Origin of the sequence: Streptomyces sp. NPDC001599, from assembly GCF_042893535.1 — a bacterium.
In the GTDB taxonomy this organism is placed as follows: Bacteria; Actinomycetota; Actinomycetes; order Streptomycetales; family Streptomycetaceae; genus Streptomyces.
In genome coordinates, this window is the sequence record NZ_JBIAVA010000010.1 from 11,894 (window position 1) to 29,086 (window position 17,193).

Genomic DNA, 17,193 nt, shown 5'->3' on the forward strand with positions numbered 1-17,193 from the left:
CCCCCAGGGTGAGGAGCGGAGCTGTTGCGGGCCCCACTCAACGACCTCAAGCACGCTTGAGGTCAAGCTCGCGCCGTCCGAGGGCGAGGGAGACCGCCGTCAGGGCGCTGTTGAAGGAGACCTCGGAGAGCAGACCGGGCGAGGCGACCTGGTCACCTGCGAGGTAGACGCCGTCGCCGCGGTCGACGGCCGGCCGGTCGCGCCAGGTGGTGCCGGGCAGATCGACGGCGCCGGTACGGCCGTTCGCGACCGCCTCGCGCCGCCAGGTCAGCCGCTCGCGCCAGCCGGGGAAGCCCAGGTCGAGCAGTTGCTCGGCGCGTGCGGTGCCGTCCGCCTTGGACTCGTGCGGCGCGATGGGGAGCTGCCCCTGGATCAGCTGCTCGCCCGCCGGCGCGAGCGTGCGGTCCTGCGCCGTGAACCGCTCGATCCACCCCGGCGCGTCCAGGTCGGACACGGCGAAGGCGTCGCCGCGCCGGGTCCGTACGGCCAGGTCGACCAGGGTGGTGCGGCCGCTCGGCCAGGTCAGCGCGGGGTCGTCCAGCAGCGTGCGGGCCGCGTCGAGGGACGTGGCGACGATGACGGGGGCGTCGGTGGGCAGCGTGTCCACGCGCGAGAGCGTCTCCATCCGCACCCCGAGGTTCCAGGCCAGGGCGGCCATCCGGTCCACGACCCCGGCCCAGCCGCCGCGCGGGTAGTGCGCCTCGGGCGGCAGCTTGGCGGCCCGGCGCAGCCGCTCCTGCACGAAGGCGGCGGACAGCGACCCCGGATCGTGGTGGAAGAGGGCGACGGCGCAGTAGTGGGCGGCGGCCCGGGCCCCCTCCTCACCCGCGATCCCGGTCGCCCAGGTCAGGAAGTCGACGTCGACCGGCGCGGGCCCGACACCGCGGCGCAGCAGCTTCAGCATGGCGAACGGCGGAGTACGGCGCAGCGCCCCCTTGTGCCGCAGCCGCAGCCGGGCCGCCTCCAGCGGCGGGATGGGCGCGAGCGGACCGATCAGGTCGCGCCGGCGCAGCCAGGCCCAGTGCGGGCCGCCGTTGTAGAGGGCGTGCGGGCCGTCATTGGTCCGGTAGGGGCCGTCGGCGGTCCGGGCCCGTCCGCCGAGCGTGTGGTGGGCCTCGTGGACGGTGACCTTGGCGCCCGCCTCGGCGGCGGTGATGGCCGCGGTCAGTCCGGCGAAGCCGCCGCCGATGACGGTGATGCGATGCATGGCTCGGGTTCTCCCTCGGTTCGGGGTCGCGGTCGGGTCGCCTGGCACGGCGCCTGTCTGCCCGTACGACGGCCGAGGGGGCGCCGGATGTGACATGCGGCCGGAGGAAGGGAGATTTCCGCAGGTCGGAGCGGGTTGTCAGTGGCGGGGTGCAGCATGTTCCCATGGCGAGGAGAACGGCGGGAACGGCGGGCGGGCGCGGTACGACGACGGTCCGGCGGGCGAGACGCCCGGAGCTGCGCCTGCCGCCGCTCACGCCGTACGAGGACGACGGCGGCCTGGCGCCGGACGGGGACTACGACGCGCTGGACTTCCGGGAGACGGACCTGACCGGCCAGGACGGCGCGGGCGCCCGGTTCATGGACTGCGCGCTGACCGGCTGCGCGCTGGACGAGGCGTCACTGCGCGCCGCCCGGCTGCTCGACACGCGCCTCACCGGCGTCCGGGGCGTCGGCACGAACCTCGCGGAGGCGACCCTGCGCGACGTCGAGCTGCTCGACGCCCGCCTGGGCGGCACCCAGCTGCACGGCGCCGTCCTGGAACGGGTCCTGATCCGCGGCGGCAAGATCGACTACCTCAATCTGCGCCGGGCCCGCCTCAAGGACGTCGTCTTCGAGAGCTGCGTCCTGGTCGAGCCGGACTTCGGGGGCGCCCGCCTGGAGCGGGTCGAGTTCGTGGACTGCGCCCTGAAGCAGGCGGACCTCAGCGCGGCCACCCTCACCGACGTCGACCTGCGCGGCGCCGCCCCGCTGGACCTGTCCCGCGGCGTGGACCGCCTCGCGGGCGCGGTGATCAGCCCCACCCAACTCCTCGACCTGGCCCCGGTGCTGGCGGCGGAGCTGGGGGTGCGGGTGCTGGGGGAGGCGTAGCACGCCGCGGGTCCCCCTACGGGATCCGCGGGAAGCGGGCCTGGAGGGACCAGATCGCCGGGTTGTCCGCGAGGTCCTCGTGGAGGTCGGTGAGGTCGGCGAGCAGATCGTGGAGGAAGTCCCGGGCCTCGCGGCGCAGTTCGGTGTGGGAGAAGGAGAGCGGGGGCTCGCTCTCCGGGAGCCACTCCGCCTCGATGTCGACCCAGCCGAAGCGGCGCTCGAAGAGCAGGCGGTCGGTGGACTCGGTGAAGTCCAGCTCCGCCCGCTGCGGCCGGGCGGCCCGGGAGCCCGCCGGGTCCCGGTCGACGTGCTCCACGATGTCGCACAGCGCCCAGGCGAAGTCGAGCACCGGCACCCATCCCCAGGCTGTGGACAGCTCACGGTCCGCCTTGGTGTCGGCGAGGTACACGTCCCCGCAGAACAGGTCGTGGCGCAGCGCGTGGACGTCCGCGCGGCGGTAGTCCGTCTGCGGCGGGTCCGGGAAGCGGGTGGAGAGGGCGTAGCCGATGTCGAGCACGCAGGTGATGGTGTCACGGACAGCGGCGCCGAGACGGACAGCGGTGCGGAGACGGACGGGTGCGCGTCCGCGACCACGGCAGCCTCGGGCCGTGACGGGGCCAACTGCGCGGGGAGCACCGGCTTTTACCCGCGTCACCTCCGGTCTCTATCCTCGTCCCCAATCCCGGTGCGCACGGTGTCGTCGGGGGAGAGGGAGCAAGCATGGACGGGTTGATTCCGGACGATCCCGAACGGATCGGCAGGTACCGGTTGCTCGGCAGGCTCGGTGAGGGCGGCATGGGCCGGGTGTATCTGGCGCGCTCCGACCGGGGCCGGACGGTGGCCGTCAAGACCGTCCGGGAGGAACTGGCCCGCATGCCGGACTTCCGGCGGCGCTTCGCGCAGGAGGTGAGGGCGGCACAGCGCGTCGGCGGCGAGTGGACCGCGCCGGTGCTGGACGCCGACACCGACGCAGCCACCCCCTGGGTCGCCACCGGGTACGTCGCCGGGCCCTCGCTCGCCGAGGTCGTCGACCGGCAGTACGGGCCGCTGCCCTCCCCCACCCTGCGGGTGCTGGCGGCGGGACTGACGAGGGCGCTTCAGGCCGTCCACGGCGCCGGCCTCGTCCACCGCGACCTCAAGCCCTCCAACGTCCTGGTGACGATCGACGGACCCCGCGTCATCGACTTCGGCATCGCCCGCGCCCTGGACGCGTCCACGCAGTCCGCCGAGGGCCTCACCAAAGCCGGCGCCGTCGTGGGGTCGCCCGGCTTCATGTCCCCCGAGCAGGTGCGCGGGGAGAAGGTGTCGTACGCGAGTGACGTCTTCTGCCTCGGCGCGGTGCTGGCCTACGCGGCTACGGGCCGGATGCCCTTCGGCACCGACGAGGGCGGGTTGCACTCGCTGCTCTTCCGCATCGCGACCGAGGAGGCGGACCTGACCGGGGTCCCCGAACCCTGGCAGGGCCTCGTCGCGGCCTGCCTGGAGAAGGAGCCCGAGAAGCGCCCCACCCCCGAAGAGCTGCTGACGTCGATCGAGGACACGGCGGGCGCGGACGGCGCCCCGGGCGGCGCGTGGCTGCCCGGCGAGGTGCTGGCGGAGCTGGGCCGGCACGCCGTGCAGCTCCTGGACAGCGAGGACCCGGAGGACCGGGTGCCGGCCGGAGCGGCTCCCGCCGCGGGCTTCGGGCCGCCGCCCGCCGCGTACGGCCCGGCGAGGCCCCCGTGGCAGGGCCGCCCGCCGCTCGACGCGGGTCCCGGGGCCGCGCGGCCCTCGCCGTACGCCACCCCGGCCCCCGCGGCCGCGCCCGTCGCCCCGTCGCCGTACGCCCCGCCGCCCGCCCGCCCGGCGAAGGGGCTGGCCACGGCGCTGAACGTCCTGCTCATCCTGTTCGTCGTGCCGGTGCTGTTCAATTTCAACGTCCTCATGGCCGTCCACGGCGAGCTCGGCAGGCTGCCCGGATCGTCGTCCCCCAGGGGCATCGACGGCTTCCGGACGCTGCAGGTGACGGGTTTCGTGGCCGAGGGCCTGAGCCTGCTGGTGCTGCTCGCGGCGGCGACCGTGTGGGTGTGCTGGTTCCGCCGGATGCGGCAGAACGCCGAGTCGTTCGCGCCGGGCCGTATCCGCTACCGGCCGGGCCTGGCGGCGGGTTCCTGGTTCATCCCCGTCGTCAACTTCTTCCTGCCCAAGCAGATCGCCAACGACATCTGGACGGCGACGACCGGACGCCCGGCGGGCGCCGGACGGTGGCTGATGCACACCTGGTGGTGGCTGTGGGTGGTCCACCTCGCGTCGGAACTGAGCGCCTACAGGACCTGGGACGAGGAGAAGACCGTCGAGGACGCCGGCGCGACCGTCGTCAGCGCCCTGGGCGGCGACGTCGTCGCCGTCGTGAGCACCGTGTTCGCCGTGCTCTTCGTCTCCCGGCTCACCAGGCTCCAGGGGGACCGCGCCGCAGGGGGCGGCCGAGTCGCCGGGGCCCGCTGAGGTCAGTCCGGTGCCGTGGCGCGCCGGACCGCGTCGCGGAGCAGGGCGCGTCGGCGGTCGTGCACGTCCGCGGGCTCGTCGGCGGTCGCCGCGTAGACGTTGCTGACCGGTGACCAGGCCATGGACATGGCGATGACGAGGGCCAGCACGTCGAACGGGTCGCCCGGCCGCACCCGGCCCGCCGCCTGCGCCTCGGCGATCGCCCGCAGCTTGGCGTCGTCGCGGCGGTCGGCGTCGTCGACCAGGTGCCCCGCCGGGCGCCGCTCCAGCCGCGCCCAGGTGGCCAGCCGGATCAGGTCGGGGCGGCGCAGGTACTCGTCGTAGAGGCGTACGGCCCAGTCCGCGAGGTCGTCGGCGTCGATCGGCACGACGTTCACGATGCGGTCCAGCGAGCCGAAGAAGATCGCGTCGAACAGCCCGTCCTTGCTGCCGAAGTACGCGTAGAGCTGGGCCTTGTTGGTGCGTGCGGCGGCCACGATCCGCTCGACGCGCGCCCCGGCGATCCCGTGTTCGGCGAACTCCCGGGTCGCGACGTCCAGGATGCGCCGGTGGGTGGCGGCGCCGCGGGAGGTCAGGGGCTGGTCGGGGGTGCGGTCGGGCATGGCCTCAGGGTAACCCACAGGAAAACAGAACAGTTGGTTTGCCTGGTGCCGCGAAGACGCCTACGCTCAAATAGACCGAACAGTCTGTCTGAGGAGCTGGAAAGAACCATGAGGACCACAGTGGGCTGGCAGGCGGAGCCCGGGAACGGCACCGCGACGACCCCGGTGCTGCGCCGCGCCCCGTTGGAACGGCGCGACCTGCGCCCCGACGACCTCGCCGTCCGGGTCGACTACTGCGGCGTCTGCCACACGGACCTGCACGCCCTCCGGGCCCGCGGCGGCACGGACGGGGGGCCGGACCCCCTCGTCCCCGGACACGAGTTCACGGGCGTGGTGACCGCGACCGGGACGGAGGTCACCCGCTTCCGGACCGGTGACCCGGTCGCGGTCGGCAACATCGTGGACTCCTGCGGTGCGTGCGCCATGTGCCGGATCGGCCAGGAGAACTTCTGCCACGCCTTCCCCACCCTGACCTACGGCGGCACCGACCGCGTCGACGGCTCGACCACCCTCGGCGGCTACTCCCGCGAGTACGTGCTCGGCGAACGGTTCGCGTACGCCCTCCCGGCCGTTCTGGACCCGGCCGCCGCCGCCCCGCTCCTGTGCGCCGGGATCACCGTCTGGGAGCCCCTGCGCGCCCTGGGCGCCGGGCCCGGTACCCGTGTCGCCGTGGCCGGTCTCGGCGGCCTCGGCCACCTCGCCGTGAAGTTCGCGGTCGCGCTCGGCGCCGACACCTCGGTGATCAGCCGGTCGCCGGACAAGGCCGAGGACGCGCGCCGACTGGGCGCCCGCGGGTTCGTCGTCTCGACGGACCCCGGGGAGATGGCCGCCGCCCGCGACCGGTTCGACATCGTCGTCGACACCGTCTCCGCCCCGCACGACCTCGGCGCCTACCTCCGCCTGGTCGCACTGGACGGCACGCTCAGCCATCTCGGGCACCTGGGACCGGTCACCCTGGAGACCCTCGACCTGCTCATCGGCCGCAAGAAGCTCAGCTCCGCGGGCAGCGGCGGCCGGAAGGGGACCGCCGAGATGCTGGCCTTCTGCGCCGCGCACGGCATCACCGCCGACATCGAACTCCTCCCCTCCGCCCGCGTGCACGAGGCCCTCGACCGCCTCGACCGCGGCGACGTCCGCCACCGCTTCGTCCTCGACCTCTCCGACCTGGACCGGCCCGGGGCGCAGGGCCCGACGGACGGATAGGTTGCCGGGGTGATCCTCACCCCGCTCGCCCTCACCCCCGACCACGACATCCCGGGCCCCGTTCTCACCGAACTCACCGCCCTCTACGCCTCCCACCGGGCCTTCCACGCGCTCAGCGGCGACTTCCCCGACCCTCAGGACATCCGTCCGGAGCAGGTCGCGACCGCGCTCGCCGACGAACTGGCGCGGCCCGGCGCCGAGGTGCTGCTGGCCAGGGACGCGGGCCGGCTGGTCGGGGTCGCGGTGACGCTCGCCCGGCATCCCGACCCGTCCGACCCGGAGCCGTGGATCGGGCTGCTGATGGTGGACGCGGGGCTCACCCGGCAAGGGCTGGGCAGACGGCTCGCGTCCCTCGTCGAGGACCGTTTCCGCGCCGCGGGCCGCACCGCCGTACGGCTCGCCGTCCTCGACGGCAACACCGAGGCGCTCTCCTTCTGGACCGCGCTCGGCTACACGGCCGTCGACCACCGTCGAGACCTCCGGTCCGACCGCCCCTGCGCCGTGCTGCGCAGGGAGTTGGAGAGCGACCGGCCGCGCACCCCGCGCCGCGCCGCCCGCGTCGCCGTGCTCGACCCCGAGGGCGCCGTCTTCCTCCTGCGCTACGACAACGTCGAGGTCGGCGTGCACTGGGCGATGCCCGGCGGCGGCCTGGAGGCGGACGAGAACCCCCGCGAGGGCGCCCTGCGCGAGGTGCGCGAGGAGACCGGCTGGACCGACCTGGAACCGGGCCCGCTGCTCTGCACCTGGGAACACGACTTCACCCACCTGAGCGTCGGCCCCGTCCGCCAGTACGAGCACATCTACGTCGCCCGGGGCCCCCGCCGGGAGCCCACCGGCCCCCACCTTGCCGCCGCGCACGCCGCGGACGGCATCCTCACCTGGCGCTGGTGGAGCCGGGCCGAACTCGCCGCGGCGCCCGAGCCGCTCTGGCCGCCGGACCTGGCCCTGCTGCTCGAAACCTTCGGCGGCTACCAGGGATGAGGCGGCGGCGGACGAGTCGGGCGGTTCACGGGGAGTCCGGCCGGCCGTCCCCGCGCAGCCAGTCCGCCCAGATCTCCGAGAAGTCCTCGTCCGGCGCCGACTTCTCCACGTACGCCGTGAAGTCGTCGGTGTCCGCGTTGCCGTGGCGGTGCGCGGCGGCCCAGCCGTGCAGCAGGTCCCAGAAGGCGTCGTCGCCCACCGTCTCGCGGATCTTGTGCAGGACCATCGCGCCCCGCTGGTAGACGGGGCTGTCGGAGATGTGCGCCGCGTCGGGCGGGTCCGCGGGCGGGAACGCCCAGATCGAGTCGTTCGCGTCCTCGTCGTCGTAGTACGTGCCGTCGTAGAGCGCCTCGAAGGTCTCCCGGGCCGTGTCGCCGCCGTGGTCCTCCTCCCACAGCCACTCCGCGTAGGTGGCGAAGCCCTCGTTGAGCCACATGTCCCGCCAGGTCTTCGGGCTGACGGAGTTCCCGTACCACTGGTGGGCGAGTTCGTGGACGAGCAGGACGGTGTCGGGGGCACCGGGGAAGTAGGGCCGGTTCTGGGTCTCCAGGGCGTACCCGGCGTCCTCGTCGCGGTCGACGATCGCGCCGGTGGAGGAGAAGGGGTAGGGGCCGAAGTTCTCCCGCGCCCAGTCCATGATCTCGGGGATCCGCTTCAGGACCTTCCGGCTCGCGTCGGCCTGCGTCGGGTCGACGGCCGTGTACACCGGCAGACCGTCGTCCGTGGTGGAGCGGGCGGTCTCCCACTCGCCGACCGCGACGGTGACGACATGGCTCGCCATCGGCTCGCCGGTGTGCCAGGTGAACGTCGTACGGCCGTCCCGGGTCCGCTCGTCCCGCAACTCGCCGTTGGAGACCACACCGAGGCCCTCCGGCACGGTCATCGCGAGGTCGTACGTCGCCTTGTCGGAGGGGTGGTGGCTGCCGGGGAACCAGGCCATCGAGCCCGTCGGCTCGCCCAGCCCGACCGCGCCGTCGGCGGTGGGCAGCCAGCCCTCCTCGGAGTCGTCGGGGTCGGTGATCGTCTCCGGCTCGCCGGAGTACCGGACGGTCACCCGGAACGTCTCCCCGTCGTTCAGCTCCTCGGCCGGGCGGACCGTCAGTTCCTGTCCGGCCCGGTTGAACCGGGCGTCCCGGCCCTCGACCGCGACCTCCTCGACGTCCAGGCCCTCGAGGTCGAGGTCGAAGGCCGACAGGTCACGGGTCGCGCGGGCGGTGATCGTCGCGGTGCCGGTGAGGTGCCCGGCGCCGGATCCGGCATCGTCGTCGGCAGCGGGGTCGTAGTCCAGCTTCAGGTCGTAATGGCCGATGTCGTAGCCCCCGTTGCCCGCCTTGGGGAAGTACGGGTCGCGCACGCCCGAGCCGCCGGGGGTGCCGTCGACCGCGCCGCCGCCACTGCATGCCGCGAGGGCGACGACGGTGGCGGCGGCTACGAGCAGACGAGGGGTGCGCACCTCGTGATCCTATGGGGCGTTTCACGTGAAACGCCCGCTGGGGGCGGCTGTTGGGACCGAGGGGGACCGAGAGCGGCGAGGCGGACAGGTTCTAGCGCAGCGCCGCCGCCCCGGCCTGGGCGAACTTCTCGTCCAGGGTGCCGGACGGGGCGCCCGCGACGCCGATACCGGCGATCGGCGCCTTGCCCGCGGTGACCGGGACGCCGCCGCCCAGGAACAGGGTGCCCGGGATGTCCTTCAGGTTCGGGGCGTTCTCCAGACGGCCCTCCAGCTCGCTGGTCGGAGCGTTCCAGGAGACGGCCGTGTACGCCTTCTTCTCGGCCGACGCGTAGGACTGCGGACCGGCGCCGTCGCCGCGCATGGTGAGGATCGTGTTGCCGTTGCGGTCGACGACCGCGACCGTGATCCGCTGGCCCTCCTTCTTGGCGGCCTTCAGCGCGGCCTGCGCGGCCTCGGTGGCGGCGTCGATCGTCAGGTGGGTGGAGGTGGTGGTGTCGCGCTGGCCGGCCGCGGCGGCCGGGGCGGCCGACACCGCGGAGTCCTGGGCCGCCTCAGGGGCGGAGGCGTTGGCGGCCACCGTGCCGAAGGTGCCGGCGGCGACGGCGGCGAGCACGGCACCGCCGGTGGCGATGCGGGCACGACGGGAGAGGGTCTTCTTCATGGTGAGCTGCTCCTGCGGGTGAGGCGGTCGGCTTCGTGCTCTCCACTCTCCGGCCCGCACCGGGGACCCACGGTCGCCGTTCCGGCTGCTCGTGGCCGACGGAACGGGCGACGGAGGGGTCGTCCGATCGGTTGACCCGCAGGACGTCCGAAGGGGGCACCATAGGAGTGTTCGCCCAGCTCAGCGGTCTTCTGCGGCACGTTGTAGGACAGCGAAGCAGGAGAGACGGGCGAGAGTACGGACGAGAGACGGGCGAGAGACGGACGAGAGGAGGCGGGTGCCGGATGCAGAAGCCGTACGACGCGGCCGGAGTGGACGGCCGGTGGCTCGGGGCCGTCATGCACGTGGCGTTCTTCCTGCTGCTCGGCGGTGCCCTGACCCGCTTCCTGATGCGCCACCCCGGGGAGCCACGCACCCCGTGGATCCTCGCCCTGTCCCTCGCCCTCGCCGTGCTGCACCTGCTCGGGCCCCTTCTGAGCGGGGCCGCGCCGTCCGCTCCCGCCGTCCCGCCCGCCCGGCGGCGCCTGGCGTGGCTGGGCCTGGTCGTCGTGGTGTGGATGGTGCTCGTCGTCCTCGCACCCAGCTTCTCCTGGTGCGCAGTGCCCCTCTTCTACACCGGCCTGCGCACCCTGCCCGCCCGGGCGGCGCTGGTGCTGGTCACCGTCCTGACGGTGTTCGTCGTCGCCGCGCAGTTCCGTCTCGCCGGGCGCTTCGACCCCAACCTGCTGCTCGCCCCGCCCGCCGTCGCCGCGATCGCCGCGTCCGTGTTCCTGCACACCGAACGGCAGGCGGCCCGGCAGCGCGCCCTGATCGACGACCTGATCCGCACCCGCCGCGAACTCGCCGCCTCCGAACGCCGCGAGGGCACCCTCGCCGAGCGCCAGCGGCTCTCCATGGAGATCCACGACAGTCTCGCCCAGGGCCTGTCCAGCCAGCGGATGCTGCTGCAGGCCGCCGAACGGGTCTGGGAGTCCGACCAGGACAAGGCCCGTACCCACGTCCGGGGCGCCGCCTCCGTCGCCGAGCACAACCTGGCCGAGGCCCGCCGCTTCGTCCACGACCTGGCCCCGGCCGACCTGGCCCGGGGCGGCGGCCTGGAGGCGGCGCTGCGTGCCCTGGCCGCCCGGGAGTCCGGCGACCACCTCACCGTCCGCGTCCACGTCGACGACGACGCCCGCGTCCCGCCGCTGCCCGACCGCGTCCAGTCGGCCCTGCTGCGCATCGCCCAGGGCGCCCTGGCCAACGTCCGGGAGCACGCGGGCGCGTCCACCGCCGCGCTCAGCCTCACCCTCCTCGACGACGAGGTCGTCCTGGACGTCACCGACGACGGGCACGGATTCGACCCCACCGAGCCGTCCGACGCCCCCGCCGGGACGCGCGGGCACGGCCTGCCCGCCATGCACGCCCGCCTGCGCCAGCTCGGCGGCACCCTGACCGTCGAGTCCGCGCCCGGCGAGGGCACCGCCCTGTCCGCCGCGATCCCCCTGGACCCGCCCCGAACCGACCCGGCAGACCCGGCCGGACCGGCCGGCCCGGCCGGTCCGCAGGAGGCCCCCCGATGACCGACCCCGCCGCGCCCCGCCCGGCCTCCGCCCCCGTGCGCATCCTGGTCTGCGACGACCACGTCGTCGTACGCGCCGGGCTGCTCGCCCTGCTCGACAGCGCCCCCGGCATCGAGGTGGTCGGCGAGGCGGGCACCGGCGAGGAGGCGCTCGCGCTCGCCGCACGGCTGGCGCCGGACGTCGTCCTGATGGACCTTCAGCTCGGCGCGGGCATCGACGGCGTGGAGACCACCCGCCGCCTCACGGCCGCCACCGCGGACGCCCCCGCCCGGACCCCGCACGTCCTGGTCCTGACCACCTACGACACCGACGCCGACATCACCCGCGCCATCGAGGCGGGCGCGACCGGATACCTGTTGAAGGCCGAACGCCCCGAGGAACTGTTCGCGGCCATCCACGCCGCCGCCCAGGGCCGTACGGCCCTGTCCGGGCCGGTCGCCGGCCGGGTCATGGCCAACCTGCGCAAGCCGCGCCCCGCCCTCACCGACCGCGAGCGCGACATCCTGGCCCAGCTCGCCACCGGTCTCGGCAACCGGGAGATCGCCCGCGCCCTGTTCATCAGCGAGGCCACGGTGAAGACGCATCTGCGCCGCATCTACGACAAGCTCGGCGTCGACACCCGGGCCGGCGCGGTAGCGGTGGCCAAGGAGCAGCGCCTGCTGCCGTGACGGCACGCCCCGCCCGTCCGACGGCACGCCGAAGGCCCCCCGGCCGGACGTCCGGGGGGCCTTCGTACGGAACAACGGGCGGGTGAACCTCAGACGTTCACGCCGAAGTCCTGGGCGATGCCCGTCAGGCCCGAGGCGTAGCCCTGGCCGACGGCGCGGAACTTCCACTCGGCGCCGTTGCGGTACAGCTCGCCGAAGACCATGGCGGTCTCGGTGGCCGCGTCCTCGGACAGGTCGTAGCGGGCGATCTCGGCGCCGCCGGCCTGGTTGAGGATGCGGATGTAGGCGTTGCGCACCTGGCCGAAGTTCTGCGAGCGGTTCTCGGCGTCGTAGATCGAGACCGGGAAGACGATCTTCTCGATGTCGGCCGGGAGACCCGCCAGGTTGACGTTGATCGCCTCGTCGTCGCCGGCGCCCTCACCCGTGCGGTTGTCACCGGTGTGGACGATGGTGTTGTCCGGCGTCTGCTTGTTGTTGAAGAAGACGAAGTGGGCGTCGGAGTAGACCTTGCCCTGCGTGTTGACCGCGATCGCGGAGGCGTCGAGGTCGAAGTCGGTGCCGGTGGTGGTGCGGACGTCCCAGCCGAGCCCCACGGTGACTTCGGTCAGGCCCGGAGCCTCCTTGGTGAGCGAGACGTTGCCACCCTTGGACAGGCTTACAGCCATTGTTGGGAGTCCCTTCCCTCGTTTACGTACGGCAAGAAAGCTACAGCTACCACCATGAACGTCGAGAGGGGTCCACAAGGTTCCACCTCTCTTTACTTTCTTTACCAAGAGCGGGATCAGGATATTCGAGTGACGCGGCCCGCCCGTGGACGGGAACATGGAGGGCATGTCCGGTCCCCATGTCATCCGCGGCTCCGTCTCCCTGCCCGAGGCCGAGCTGGTCTGGCGTTTCTCGCGCTCCTCGGGGCCCGGCGGACAGCACGTCAACACCACGGACACGGCCGTGGAGCTGCGCTTCGACCTGGCGCGGACCGAGGCCCTGCCCGAGGTGTGGAAGCAGCGGGCGCTGGAGCGGCTGGCCGGGCGCCTGTCCGACGGGGTCGTCACCGTCCGCGCCTCCGAGCACCGCTCCCAGTGGCGCAACCGGGAGACCGCCGCCGTACGCCTGGCCGCGCTCCTCGCCGAGGCCACCGCGCCCCCGCCCAGGCCCCGCAGGCCGACCCGCATCCCGCGCGGCATCAACGAACGCCGGCTGCGGGAGAAGAAGCAGCGCTCGGACACCAAGCGCGGGCGCTCCGCGCGGGGCTGGGACTGACCGGGAAGCCCCGCTTCAGTCCAGCTCCAGCACGCCGACCGTCTCCTCCTCGGCCTTCTCGCCGTTCGGACGGAAGCCGAGGCCCAGGTAGAAGTTCTCGGGACCGTGCTCGCCGGGGTGCCAGGTGACGAAGCACTCCGTGCCGCCGCGGCGCCGTATCTCGGCGGCCACCGACTGCACGGCGAAGCGGCCGTATCCCCGGCCCTGCTCCTGGGCGGCGATGTTCAGGCGCCACAGGCCGGAGCGCAGCGCGCTGCCGTCGTCGTACCAGTCGACGCCGAAGAAGCCCATGAGGAAGCCGACCGGACGGTCGCCGTCGAGGATCAGGCGCGGCCAGGCCTTCTCACCGTGGACGTAGGCCTCGGCGAGGGACTTCACCACCGGGTCGACGGCGAATTCCTGCTCCGGGCGCACCCGGACGGCGAGGGCGGCCTCGATGTTCGCGGGAGTGATCGGCTCCAGTCGGGGCCCGGTGCTGGTCGTCATGCGCGCACCCTAGGCGAGCGCCCGCGCTGCGGACGAGCCGATCACCGCTCAGCCCAGCTGCCGGTACCGGCCCCGGAAGTACGTCAGCGGACCCCCGTCCGCGCTCGGCAGTGTGGCGGTCAGGACCCTGCCGATCACCAGGGTGTGGTCGCCGGCCGGCACCCGCTGTTCGGTGCGGCACTCCAGGGTCGCCAGGGCGCCGCCCGCCAGGGGTGCTCCGGTCGCCTCCCCCCGCGCGTACGGGATGTCCGCGAACAGGAGGCGGTCGCTGACGCGGCCCTTCATCGCGAAGCGGCCCGCGATGTGCCGCTGGCTCTCGGAGAGGACCGACACGGCCCACAGGGGCTGTTCGTCCAGCAGGTCGTCCATGCGGGAGCCCTCGCGCAGACTGACCAGGACCAGTGGCGGGTCCAGGGACACCGACATGAAGGCCGTGGCCGTCATTCCGACGTCCTCGCCGCGTGGCGCCAGCGGGTCGTCCGGGTCCAGCGGCGGCTCCTGCGCGGTCACCAGCACCACGCCCGAGGCCAGCCGGGACATGGCGGCACGGAACTCCTCGTTGCTCACCCCCTCAGCATGCCCGGAGGCGGGCGACGGCAACGGGGACGCGGGGGCCGCGGGGGACCCGGGATACGTGAGAGGCGGAGTGTTCGGCACACCGTCACGCTAATCTCCGGGGCGTGGACCGGGCATCGGGCCCCGGTCCGAACCGGGACCTAGGACCACGGGAGGAGGCGGGGGGAGGAGACGTGCGCATACCCACAAACTTTGCGTTCGGTAAACGCACAGGGAAAGCGCAGAAACCCCACTCAATTGTTCATGTTTCGCTGTGACTTGAGTCACAAGGGGCGGTAATTGTTGACCCTGTGTACCGAGTGGGGAGCGCGCTGTGATTCAGTGGCGGGGAACCTGCAAGGGCACCATCAGTAAAGGCGCCGAAGAGAACCCTTGATTCACTGCGAGGTCTCGGGGGGAGGGCGAGCATGGAGACCGACTCGGAGCCCTATGTCCGCCTTGCCTCCCTGCGGCAGCTGCACCAGGCCATGGCCGACATGAACAAGGCCCGCAGCCTGGCCGACACCCTGCAGGCCGTCGCGGACGGCGTCGTCCAGGCCCTCGGCTACGAACTGGCGTGCGTCAACCTGGTCGGCCCCGACGGAGACCTCGTCGTCGCCGCCTTCGCGGGCAACCCGGCCGCCGAGGCGCTCATCACCGGCCGCTCGGGCTCCCGCGAGTCCTGGGACCGGCGCCTGGGCATGGGCGAGCAGTGGGGCGACCTGATCTTCATACCCCACACCGAGGGCTGGGTCCTCGACGACGACGACGTCCCGCAGTGGTACACCGACGGGCCCGCGCCCCGTTTCGAGGACGAGTGGCACCCCTCGGACCGGCTCTTCGCCCCGATGTACGCGCCGGGCCCGCAGGGCGGCGGCAACAGCGGCGAGCTGATCGGCGTCCTGTCCGTGGACCGGCCGCGCAACGGCCGTCGCCCCGGCGCCTGGGGGCGCGAGGCTTTGCAGATGTACGCGTTCCAGGCCGCCATCGCGATCAGCAACGCCCGGCTCCGCTCCAACATGCAGCGCGCCCTGGTCCGCCTGGAACGCGACCAGCAGGCCCTCAGGGCCAGCGAGGAGAGCTTCCGGCAGGCCTTCGAGTACGCCCCCTCCGGCATGGCCATCGCCGAGATGGGCGGCGACCAGCACGGCCGCATCCTGCGCACCAACGACGCCCTGTGCCGGCTGCTGGGCCGCCGCGCCTCCTCGATGCGCCGCTACGCCTTCTCCGACCTCGTGCACCCCGAGGACATCGGCACCCTGCTGCGCACCTCCGCCGAGGGCGGCCGGGCCGAGCTGCGCCTGGGCCGCCGCGACGGCACCTACGTCTGGGTCTCGCTGCGCAACAGCGTCGTCGCCGACGCCGCCGACGGACCGCGCTTCCTGCTCACCCACGTCGAGGACATAGAGGAGCGCAAGCGCCGCGAGCTGCACCTCGCCCACCGCGCCTCCCACGACTCCCTCACCGGCCTGCCGAACAGCGCCGAGCTGCGTTCCCGGCTGGCCGCCCGGCTGTGCCAGCGTCCGCAGTCGTCGCACGCGGCGGTGGCCGACGCCATGGACGCCGCCTACGGGAACTCCGCCGTGTTCGACTCCGGCGGCCACACCTTCGACTTCTCCGCCGCCGCCGAGCCGTACGGCGCCTTCGACCACCACGTGCACGCCGTGGCCCCCGAGGACGGGCGCGACGACGGCACCAAGGGGCTCGCGGTCCTCTTCTGCGACCTGGACGGCTTCAAGTCGATCAACGACCGGTTCGGGCACAACGCGGGCGACGCCGTCCTGATCGAGGTCGCCCGGCGGCTCAGCGGCGGCGTCCGTGACGGCGACACCGTGGCCCGGCTCGGCGGCGACGAGTTCGTGATCCTCGCCAACGGGCTCGGCCGGGCCGACGCCCAGGACCTCGCCGTACGGCTGCGGGGCGAGATCATCCAGCCGATCCGGGCCGAGGGCCGGGCCGTCCGGGTGGGCGCCAGCTTCGGCATCGGCTGGGCCCACTGCGGCATGACGGCGGACGAGGTGCTCAAGTCCGCTGACGAACGGATGTACGTCGAGAAACGATCTCGTCCCAAACAGCACCGCCGCGCCGGATGATCACCAGGTCAGCGCGTTGATGCGGTCCGAGTCACCCTTTTGGGTCAGTGGGAGCGGGTAGGCTCGCCCTCTCACGACCCGTACCGCACCACGCACCGCATCTGGTTAGGAGACCTAGGGATGACGCCCGGCAACAACGGCGCGAGCACGCCCGAGGACGACGACCCCTTCGGCTACCTCTACGCCGACGGGCAGGCCAACGGGGCCCAGCCGCCGTCCGGTGGCTACGGCTACCCGAACTCCGTCAACCGGGTGCGTCCCGTCGGCACACGGCAGTACGGGGCACCGCAGGGCCAGGGCGCGCAGACCGCCGCCTACGGCCAGGCCGCCCCGCCCCAGCAGGGCGCCTACGGCCAGCCGCAGGGGGCGTACGGGCAGCCGAACGCGCACTACGCCGCGCCGGAGACCTTCCCCGGCGGGGGCGGTCCCGGGGGCCCGCAGCAGCCCTCCGGGCGCGGCGGGGGCGGCGGACGCCGCGGCCCCAACACCAAGGGCCTGCTGATCGGCGCGGTGGCGGTCGTCGCCGCCGTGGTCATCGGCATCGCCGTGGCCATGACGAGCAGCGGCTCCGACGACGACAAGGGCGGCAACGAGGCGGGCGGCGACCCGACCCCCACCCAGTCCGCGAGCACCGAGCCCAGCCCGTCGGCGAGCGAGGGCGCCGAGGAGGAGGCCGAGCTGCCCTCCGTCGAGGCGAAGGCGATGCGGCTGGGCGGCGCGGCCTCCCTCGCGTCGGAGGTCGAGGGCGCAGAGTCGGCCGGCGGCGTCTACGTGGCCAACCTCAACCAGCCGGGTTCCTCGGTCACCTGGACCGTGGACGGCATCCCCGAGGAGGGTCTCTACACCCTCTTCACCACGTACAGCACGGCCGACGAGGACCAGTCGATGACTCTCACGGTCAACGGCAAGGAGTTCGGCAGCAAGCTGAACCTGGGCAACTTCGCGCAGGCCAAGGACGGCGACTTCGCCAAGGGCTGGACCAAGACCTACGCCTGGCCCACCCTCAACAAGGGCACCAACACGATCACGCTGTCCTGCGCCGACGGCGACAAGTGCAACGTCCTGCTGGACCAGTTCTCCCTGAAGAAGGGGCAGGTCAAGGACTAGAG

General features: G+C 73.3%; 17 protein-coding genes. 9 read left to right on the forward strand and 8 right to left on the reverse strand.

Translation table 11 applies throughout. The annotated features are described in order from the left end of the window. Window positions 1–46: 46 nt before the first annotated feature. Window positions 47–1,207 carry an NAD(P)-binding protein gene (locus ACFYZ3_RS24590; RefSeq protein WP_388521566.1) on the reverse strand — a complete coding sequence of 387 codons (1,161 nt, stop codon included), beginning with the start codon at window positions 1,205–1,207 and terminating at the stop codon, window positions 47–49. 164 nt (window positions 1,208–1,371) lie between these two features. Here ACFYZ3_RS24590 and ACFYZ3_RS24595 point away from each other — a divergent pair, with 164 nt between their 5' ends. After that, window positions 1,372–2,076: a pentapeptide repeat-containing protein gene (locus tag ACFYZ3_RS24595; RefSeq protein ID WP_388521569.1), complete on the forward strand. Its 705-nt coding sequence runs from the start codon at window positions 1,372–1,374 to the stop codon at window positions 2,074–2,076. Between the two features lie 16 nt (window positions 2,077–2,092). Here the strand turns inward: ACFYZ3_RS24595 and ACFYZ3_RS24600 are convergent, their stop codons facing one another. After that, entirely contained in the window at window positions 2,093–2,593 is a 501-nt protein-coding gene (locus ACFYZ3_RS24600; RefSeq protein ID WP_388521572.1) for a hypothetical protein, read from the reverse strand. Between the two features lie 203 nt (window positions 2,594–2,796). Here ACFYZ3_RS24600 and ACFYZ3_RS24605 point away from each other — a divergent pair, with 203 nt between their 5' ends. Further along, window positions 2,797–4,560 carry a DUF4328 domain-containing protein gene (locus ACFYZ3_RS24605; protein ID WP_388521575.1) on the forward strand — a complete coding sequence of 588 codons (1,764 nt, stop codon included), beginning with the start codon at window positions 2,797–2,799 and terminating at the stop codon, window positions 4,558–4,560. Window positions 4,561–4,562: 2 nt separating this feature from the next. Here the strand turns inward: ACFYZ3_RS24605 and ACFYZ3_RS24610 are convergent, their stop codons facing one another. Next, window positions 4,563–5,162, reverse strand: coding sequence for a TetR family transcriptional regulator (locus ACFYZ3_RS24610; RefSeq protein ID WP_388521577.1), 600 nt, complete (start codon window positions 5,160–5,162; stop codon window positions 4,563–4,565). Between the two features lie 108 nt (window positions 5,163–5,270). Between ACFYZ3_RS24610 and ACFYZ3_RS24615 the strand changes: the two genes are divergently transcribed. Next, window positions 5,271–6,365 (forward strand): NAD(P)-dependent alcohol dehydrogenase, encoded by a 1,095-nt coding sequence (locus ACFYZ3_RS24615; protein WP_388521580.1) that lies wholly within the window; start codon window positions 5,271–5,273, stop codon window positions 6,363–6,365. A gap of 9 nt (window positions 6,366–6,374) precedes the next feature. Further along, window positions 6,375–7,346: a GNAT family N-acetyltransferase gene (locus ACFYZ3_RS24620; protein WP_388521583.1), complete on the forward strand. Its 972-nt coding sequence runs from the start codon at window positions 6,375–6,377 to the stop codon at window positions 7,344–7,346. A 25-nt stretch (window positions 7,347–7,371) separates the two neighbouring features. On the opposite strand, the gene ACFYZ3_RS24625 is transcribed toward ACFYZ3_RS24620, so the two are convergent. Together ACFYZ3_RS24625 and ACFYZ3_RS24630 are read right to left on the reverse strand one after the other, a co-directional pair. Then, on the reverse strand, window positions 7,372–8,799 hold the full coding sequence (locus ACFYZ3_RS24625) for a M1 family metallopeptidase (protein WP_388521586.1): 1,428 nt from the start codon (window positions 8,797–8,799) through the stop codon (window positions 7,372–7,374). Window positions 8,800–8,890: 91 nt separating this feature from the next. Further along, window positions 8,891–9,460, reverse strand: coding sequence for a heme-binding protein (locus tag ACFYZ3_RS24630; RefSeq protein WP_388521589.1), 570 nt, complete (start codon window positions 9,458–9,460; stop codon window positions 8,891–8,893). Between the two features lie 284 nt (window positions 9,461–9,744). On the opposite strand from ACFYZ3_RS24630, the gene ACFYZ3_RS24635 reads away from it, so the two are divergent. Further along, window positions 9,745–11,022 carry a sensor histidine kinase gene (locus ACFYZ3_RS24635; protein ID WP_388521592.1) on the forward strand — a complete coding sequence of 426 codons (1,278 nt, stop codon included), beginning with the start codon at window positions 9,745–9,747 and terminating at the stop codon, window positions 11,020–11,022. Continuing rightward, window positions 11,019–11,690, forward strand: coding sequence for a response regulator (locus ACFYZ3_RS24640; protein ID WP_388521595.1), 672 nt, complete (start codon window positions 11,019–11,021; stop codon window positions 11,688–11,690). The genes ACFYZ3_RS24635 and ACFYZ3_RS24640 overlap by 4 nt, the downstream gene beginning before the upstream one ends. An 89-nt stretch (window positions 11,691–11,779) precedes the next feature. Here ACFYZ3_RS24640 and ACFYZ3_RS24645 read toward each other — a convergent pair whose 3' ends face one another. Next, window positions 11,780–12,355, reverse strand: a complete 576-nt coding sequence (locus tag ACFYZ3_RS24645) for a TerD family protein (protein WP_003974698.1) — start codon at window positions 12,353–12,355, stop codon at window positions 11,780–11,782. A gap of 157 nt (window positions 12,356–12,512) precedes the next feature. Here ACFYZ3_RS24645 and arfB point away from each other — a divergent pair, with 157 nt between their 5' ends. Next, entirely contained in the window at window positions 12,513–12,950 is a 438-nt protein-coding gene (gene arfB, locus ACFYZ3_RS24650; protein WP_003974697.1) for an alternative ribosome rescue aminoacyl-tRNA hydrolase ArfB, read from the forward strand. Window positions 12,951–12,965: 15 nt separating this feature from the next. On the opposite strand, the gene ACFYZ3_RS24655 is transcribed toward arfB, so the two are convergent. Both ACFYZ3_RS24655 and ACFYZ3_RS24660 read right to left on the reverse strand, forming a co-directional pair. Further along, a complete protein-coding gene (locus tag ACFYZ3_RS24655; RefSeq protein ID WP_388521599.1) occupies window positions 12,966–13,436 on the reverse strand; it encodes a GNAT family N-acetyltransferase in 471 nt (156 codons plus the stop codon). Between the two features lie 48 nt (window positions 13,437–13,484). Then, window positions 13,485–14,093, reverse strand: a complete 609-nt coding sequence (locus ACFYZ3_RS24660) for a flavin reductase family protein (protein WP_109035270.1) — start codon at window positions 14,091–14,093, stop codon at window positions 13,485–13,487. Window positions 14,094–14,419: 326 nt separating this feature from the next. Between ACFYZ3_RS24660 and cdgB the strand changes: the two genes are divergently transcribed. Both cdgB and ACFYZ3_RS24670 read left to right on the forward strand, forming a co-directional pair. Then, on the forward strand, window positions 14,420–16,084 hold the full coding sequence (cdgB, locus tag ACFYZ3_RS24665) for a diguanylate cyclase CdgB (RefSeq protein ID WP_361012781.1): 1,665 nt from the start codon (window positions 14,420–14,422) through the stop codon (window positions 16,082–16,084). 120 nt (window positions 16,085–16,204) lie between these two features. Continuing rightward, complete coding sequence (locus ACFYZ3_RS24670) at window positions 16,205–17,191, forward strand: carbohydrate-binding protein (protein WP_388521604.1); 987 nt, start codon at window positions 16,205–16,207, stop codon at window positions 17,189–17,191. Window positions 17,192–17,193 lie beyond the last annotated feature (2 nt).

Coding starts and splice junctions, on each gene's coding strand:
- cdgB (WP_361012781.1), top strand. CDS start 14,420: ATGGAGACCGACTCGGAGCCCTATGTCCGCCTTGCCTCCCTGCGGCAG.
- ACFYZ3_RS24605 (WP_388521575.1), top strand. CDS start 2,797: ATGGACGGGTTGATTCCGGACGATCCCGAACGGATCGGCAGGTACCGG.
- ACFYZ3_RS24645 (WP_003974698.1), bottom strand. CDS start 12,355: ATGGCTGTAAGCCTGTCCAAGGGTGGCAACGTCTCGCTCACCAAGGAG.
- ACFYZ3_RS24590 (WP_388521566.1), bottom strand. CDS start 1,207: ATGCATCGCATCACCGTCATCGGCGGCGGCTTCGCCGGACTGACCGCG.
- ACFYZ3_RS24635 (WP_388521592.1), top strand. CDS start 9,745: ATGCAGAAGCCGTACGACGCGGCCGGAGTGGACGGCCGGTGGCTCGGG.
- ACFYZ3_RS24610 (WP_388521577.1), bottom strand. CDS start 5,162: ATGCCCGACCGCACCCCCGACCAGCCCCTGACCTCCCGCGGCGCCGCC.
- ACFYZ3_RS24615 (WP_388521580.1), top strand. CDS start 5,271: ATGAGGACCACAGTGGGCTGGCAGGCGGAGCCCGGGAACGGCACCGCG.
- arfB (WP_003974697.1), top strand. CDS start 12,513: ATGGAGGGCATGTCCGGTCCCCATGTCATCCGCGGCTCCGTCTCCCTG.
- ACFYZ3_RS24670 (WP_388521604.1), top strand. CDS start 16,205: ATGACGCCCGGCAACAACGGCGCGAGCACGCCCGAGGACGACGACCCC.
- ACFYZ3_RS24640 (WP_388521595.1), top strand. CDS start 11,019: ATGACCGACCCCGCCGCGCCCCGCCCGGCCTCCGCCCCCGTGCGCATC.
- ACFYZ3_RS24595 (WP_388521569.1), top strand. CDS start 1,372: ATGGCGAGGAGAACGGCGGGAACGGCGGGCGGGCGCGGTACGACGACG.
- ACFYZ3_RS24655 (WP_388521599.1), bottom strand. CDS start 13,436: ATGACGACCAGCACCGGGCCCCGACTGGAGCCGATCACTCCCGCGAAC.
- ACFYZ3_RS24630 (WP_388521589.1), bottom strand. CDS start 9,460: ATGAAGAAGACCCTCTCCCGTCGTGCCCGCATCGCCACCGGCGGTGCC.